Consider the following 5,990-nt stretch of genomic DNA (forward strand, 5'->3'; position numbering starts at 1 on the left):
CCCCTCGAACGGGCTGTTCCGGCCGCCGGTGCTGTCGATGAGCGGCTGGCTGACGCTGCCGAGCACCGAGGAGATCCTGGTCCCGCCCTCGTTCGCGGCTTCACCGATCGCGACGTGTGGGTCAACGCGCACAACTTCGCCTTCGACGCCTCGGTGTGGGAGCTGTACGGAGCCCTGCTGCACGGCGGCCGGGTGGTGGTCGCGGAACCGGCCGTCACCCGCGACCCGGAGGCGCTGGCCGCACTCGTCGAGGGCGAGCGGGCGACGATGCTGGCCCTGTCCCCCACCGCCTTCGAGGGCTTCCGTGAGGCGTCCTTGCGGGCCGGGCACGCGTTCGCGGCCCTGCGGCACCTGGTGCTGTGCGCGGAGGCGCTGAGCTTCGCCTCGCTCTCCCGCTGGTTCGACCGGTACGGCGACGAGCAGCCCCGGCTGTCGAACATGTACGGCATCACCGAGACCACCGTGCACAGCTCGTTCTACCCGCTCACCGCCGCCGACGCCGCGGGCACCCGGCGGCTGATCGGCCGCCCGCTGCCGGACACCGCCCTGTACGTCCTGGACGAGCGGGACCGGCCGGCGCCCTTCGGCGTGCCGGGCGAGATCTGCGTCGGCGGGCCCGGTGTCTCGGCCGGCTATCTCGTGGTGCCCGAAGGAGCCCGGAACCCGTTCGGGGCTGATCCCTTCTCCTCCGTCCCCGGCGCGCGGATGTACCGCTCGGGCGACAAGGGGCGGCTACTGCCGGACGGGCGGCTGGAGTACCTGGGCCGTATCGACCAGCAGGTCAAGATCAGGGGCCACCGGATCGAGCTCGGCGAGGTCGACGCCGCCTTCCTGGCGCTGCCCCGGGTCCGCAGCGCCCGCGCCTGGGTGGTGCGGCGGCCCGGCCGCCCGCCGGTGCTGGCGGCCGCGCTGGTGATGGACGGCCCCGGCCCGTACGACCCGCAGGAGCTGCGGGGGCTGGCGGCCCGGCGGCTGCCCGGCTACATGGTGCCCGCGGCGGTCGTCCTGCTCGACGAGTTGCCCCGTACCGTCAACGGCAAGCTGGACACCGCCCGGCTGCCCGACCCGCTCGCCGAGCCGTCCGGCGGTACGGCGGACGGCTCCGTCGACGAGGCGGAGGACCACCGCGTCACCCGGGTGCGGGAGGCCGTCGCCGCGGTGCTCGGACGGCCGTCCTGCGGCCCGGACGACGGTTTCTTCGAGCTCGGCGGCGACTCCATCACCGCGGTGCGGCTGGTGGCCCGGCTGCGCGGCGAGGGTCTGGGCGCGGAGCTGGCCCACGTCTACGCGTCGCGTACACCGCGTCTGATCGCCGAGGCGCTCACCGGCCTGGACGCCGGACCGTCGGCGGCCGCCGCGCCGTTCGCGCTGCTCGCCGAGGAGGACGTGCGCTGGGTGCCGGACGGAGCCGAGGACGCCTTCCCGGCGACCAGGCTCCAGCAGGGCATGCTGCTGCACAGCGTCCTGGACGGCGAGCGGGTCTATCACGACGTGCTCAGCTACACCCTGGACGGCGCCCTCGACGAGACCGCGCTCCGTGCGGCGTTCGCCTCGGTGGTGCGCCGCCACCCCGTGCTGCGCACCGCGTTCGTGGCGGACGGGCCGGTCACCCCGCTCCAGGTCGTCCACCCCTCCGCCGCGCCGGACTTCGTCCTCGACGACCTCACCGGTCTTCCCGAGGGGGAACGCGAGCGGTGGCTGGAGGACTGGGCGGCCGCCGAGCGCGAGCGGCCCTTCGACTGGACGGAGCCCGGCCTGCTGCGGCTCTTCGTCCACCGGGTCGGCGAGCGGCGCTGGACGCTCTCGCTGTCGGTGCACCACTGCGTGCTGGACGGCTGGAGCGCCGCCTCCCTCATCACGGAACTGCTGGCCGCGCACGCATCGGCGCTGTCCGAGGAGACGGCGGCGGGCCCCGCCGAGGGGCTCATGGGCCGCTACCTGGCGCTGGAGCGGGCCGCCGAGAACGACGCGGCGCAGCGCGACTTCTGGCAGCGGTACCTGAGCGACGCCGAGCCCTCCCGGCTGCCCGGCGGGCAGGGTTCGGCCGACGACGCCGAGGCGTCCGTCGCCACCGTGACGGTGCCGATCCCCGCTGCGGACGGCGAGCGGATACGGGCGCTCGCCCGCTCGTCGGGCGTACCGGTCAAGACCGCCTACCTCGCCGCGCACACCGCGCTGCTGGCCCTGGTCACCGGCCGGCCCGAGGTGGTGACCGGTGTCGTCACGAGCGGGCGGATCGAGGACGAGGGCGGTGACCGGGGCCTCGGGCTCTTCCTCAACACGCTGCCGCTGCGCACGCGCGGCGGCGACCAGACGTGGCGGGAGCTGCTCGCCGAGTCCTTCCTCAACGAGTCCAGGACCTATCCCCACCGCCGCTACCCGTTCGAGCGCATCCAGACCGAGGCCGGCGTCGGGCGGCTGTGCCCGACCGCCTTCAACTACACCGACTTCCACGTCTACGACGACCTGGCCGCGCTCGGCATCCGGCTGCGGGACATCCGCTACCGCGAGGAGACCGACTTCGAGCTGCTGGTCACCGTCGACGAGGACCCGTTCGGCGACGCCGCGGCCGTCACGCTCGGCTACCGGACGTCGGTGCTCTCCGCCGGGCAGGCGCTGCGCTACGGCGAGCTGTTCGTCGAGCTCGTCCGCACGGCCGGCGCGCACCCGGACGAGCCGGCCGTGCGGGGTCTGGCCGACCGGCTGGAGCGGCGGCGGGACGCTGCCCCGGCCGCCGGAGCCGCGCCGTTCCAGCCGCTGCTGTCGCTGGTGGCCCGGCAGGTCCGCCGGGCGCCGTCCCAGGTGGTGCAGACCCACGACGGCACCGACATGACGTACGGACGGCTGGCCGCCCGGGTGTCACGGCTGCGCGAGCAGCTGGTGGAGCACGCGGTCAGGCCCGGCACGAGGGTGGCCTGCTTCCTGCGGCGCGGCCACGACCCGCTGGTCGCCCTGCTGGGTCTGTGGGCGGCGGGCTGCGTGTACGTCCCCGTCGACCCGACGCTGCCGCGCCGGCGGCAGGAGGCGATGGTGCGCGGCATCGGCTGCGGTTTCGCGCTCCGCTCGGCCGGCGTTCCCTCGGCGGACACCGCCTGGCAGGGCGGCGAGGTGCTGCTGTCCGACCGGCCCGCGTCCGCGGCGACCTTCCGCAGCGGCGCGGCGGTGCTGTCGGACGGCACCGGGGCGACGGCGGACCCGTCCCTCTGGCACGACGCGGAGCCGGAGGAGGAGGCGTACGTGCTGTTCACCTCCGGCTCGACCGGCGAGCCGAAGGCCGTCGCGATGCCGCACCGGGCCGTCGCCAACCTGATCGGCTGGCAGATCGCCCAGCCGGAGTTCGCGCGACGGCGCCGGATCAGCCAGTTCGCCGCGCTGTCCTTCGACGTCTCCGTGCAGGAGATGCTGACGGCGGCAGCGAGCGGCGGAACACTCGTGGTGGTGCCCGAGGAGACCCGGCGCGACCCGCAGGAGCTACTGGCGACCTTCAACCGCAGCGGCGTCCAGACGGTGTTCCTCCCCCCTGTCGTGCTCCACCAGCTGGCGACCGTCCACGAGGCGCTCGGCGGCACGCCGCAGCAGCTGGAGACGGTGATCACCGCGGGCGAGGCGCTGGTGGTGACGGAGGAGGTACGGCGGCTGTGCGCGGCCGCGGGCGTCGGCGTGGTGAACCAGTACGGGCCCACCGAGACCCATGTCGTCACCGCCTTCCGGCTGGCCGGCGACCCGTCCGGCTGGCCGGAACGGCCTCCGATCGGGCGGCCGGTCGACGGGGCGAAGGCGCTGCTGCTCGACCCGCTGGGCCGGGCGGTGCCGGACGGCACACCCGGTGAGCTGCACATCGGCGGTGTCGCCGTCGCACTCGGCTACCTCGGCTCCGCCGGGCAGGACGCGGCGTCCGCGGGGCGCTTCGACGAGCCCACCGAGGGGCTGGGACGGCACTACCGCACCGGCGACCTGGTCCGGCGGGTGGACGGCGAACTGGAGTTCCTGGGCCGCGCGGACGGGCAGCTGAAGATCCGCGGCCACCGCGTGGAGCCCGAAGAGCTCGCCTCGGTGCTGCTGCGCCATGCGCTGGTCGCCGGCTGCGCGGTCACCGCGGTACCGGCGCCCGCGGGGGGATCGGCGCTGGCCGCGTACGTGGTGGTGGCCGAAGTGCCCGACGGCGGGCCGCTCACCGCACAGGCGCTGCTGGAGCACGCCCGCGCGGAGCTGCCCGGCTACTCCGTGCCCTCGTACGTCGAGTTCCTGGACCGGCTGCCCCTCACCAGCAGCGGCAAGCTGGACCGGTCGGCGCTGCCCGCCCCCGGTGCCTCACCGGCCGGGGGGACGGCCTCGGCCACGACCGCCGCCGAGCGGCAACTGCTGGACACCTGGGCCACGGTGCTCGGCCGCCCGGTCGACTCCCCCACCGTGTCGTTCTTCGACGCGGGCGGGACGTCCCTGCTGGTCCTGCCCCTCTACCTGCGGCTGCTGCGCGTGCTCGACCGCGAGTTCGCCCTGCACGACCTGTTCCGGTTCCCGACGGCCCGGCGCTTCGCCGAGTTCCTCGACGCTTCCGGGCAGAACGACGGGCATCGGGAGCAAACCGGTCCCGCCGGCGCTCCAGGCACCACGACCCACCACCGGAGGCTCAACCAGCGCACTCCGGACCAGATTCTCGCCGCTGCGCGGCGCGGCCGATCGGCTCGGGGACGGGAGAGCAACAGCCATGACTGACCACCACACGGAGGTCTCGCCCACAGATGTCGCCATCATCGGGATCGCCTGCGACTTCGCGGGCGCACCCGGTCCCGAGGCGTTCTGGGAGCGCATCTGCGAAGGCCGCGAGCTGCTGACCCACTTCAGTGAGGACGATCTGCGGGCCGCCGGAATACCCGAGCGGCTGCTGGCCAACCCCGACTACATCCGGGTGAGCAGCCTGGTCGACGGGGCGGGCGATTTCGACGCCGACTTCTTCGGCATCACCCCCAGCGAGTCCCGGTTGATGGACCCGCAGCACCGGCTGATGCTCGAACTCGGCTGGCACGCGATGGAGGACGCGGGCTACGACCCGTCCCGCTACCCGGGTGACGTCGGCGTGTTCGTCGGCGGCGGCCGGCACGCGTATCTGCGCTACATCGAGCCGGAGTTCGAACCCGAGGACCACCTCGACGGCTCGATCCGGGGCCTGCAGGCGGACATCGGCAACTACGGCGACTTCCTGGCGACCCGGATCTCGTACCGGCTGGGCCTGACCGGGCCGAGCCTGAACGTGCAGACCGCGTGTTCCACCGCGCTGGTGGCCGTCCACCTGGCCTGCCAGAGCCTGTTCCTCGGCGAGTCGGACATCGCCCTCGCGGGCGGCGTGAACCTGCACACCCCGCAGGTCAACGGCTACCTCTACGAGGAGGGTTCGATCTGCTCGCCGGACGGGCGGCTGCGCCCGTTCGACGCGGACGCCAACGGCTCGGTGTTCGGCAACGGCGGCGGCCTGGTCGTGTTGAAGCGGCTGTCGGACGCGATCGCCGAGGGCGACCGGGTGATCGCGGTCATCAAGGGCTCGGCGATCAACAACGACGGCTCGGAGAAGATGACCTTCACCGGGCCGAGCGTCGACGGCCAGGCCGAGGTGATCAGCCGGGCGCTGCGGGTCGCCGACGTCGACCCGGCGACCGTCGGCTTCGTGGAGACCCACGGCACCGGGACCGCGCTGGGCGACCCGATCGAGGTGGCCGCGCTGGTCTCGGCGTTCGGCCCGGCGGCCGACGGCGCCGCGGGCTGCGCGCTGGGCGCGGTCAAGGCGCAGATCGGCCATCTGGGCACCTCGGCGGGCGTCGCCGGGATCATCAAGGCGGCGCTGGTGCTGGAGCGGGCGGAGATCCCGCCGATGGTCAACTTCACCCGCCTCAACCCGGGGTCTCTGCCCCGTTGTTCCGCGCCCGCCACCGATGCCTCCCGATCGCCCTGCTGCCGCCTGCGAACGTGCTGTCGCGTGACGTCACTCCCTCTGA

Annotated in this window: 2 protein-coding genes; both read left to right on the forward strand. The window is 74.1% G+C overall.

The window, feature by feature from the left end:
* Nucleotides 1-45 precede the first annotated feature (45 nt).
* Entirely contained in the window at nt 46-4,716 is a 4,671-nt protein-coding gene (locus ACWD3D_RS32310; RefSeq protein WP_451464288.1) for an amino acid adenylation domain-containing protein, read from the forward strand.
* Nucleotides 4,709-5,990 (forward strand): beta-ketoacyl synthase N-terminal-like domain-containing protein (locus ACWD3D_RS32315; RefSeq protein WP_451464287.1); only part of this gene is annotated, 1,282 nt, incomplete at its 3' end. The genes ACWD3D_RS32310 and ACWD3D_RS32315, both read left to right, overlap by 8 nt.

The organism is Streptomyces sp. NPDC002690 (genome assembly GCF_053592415.1).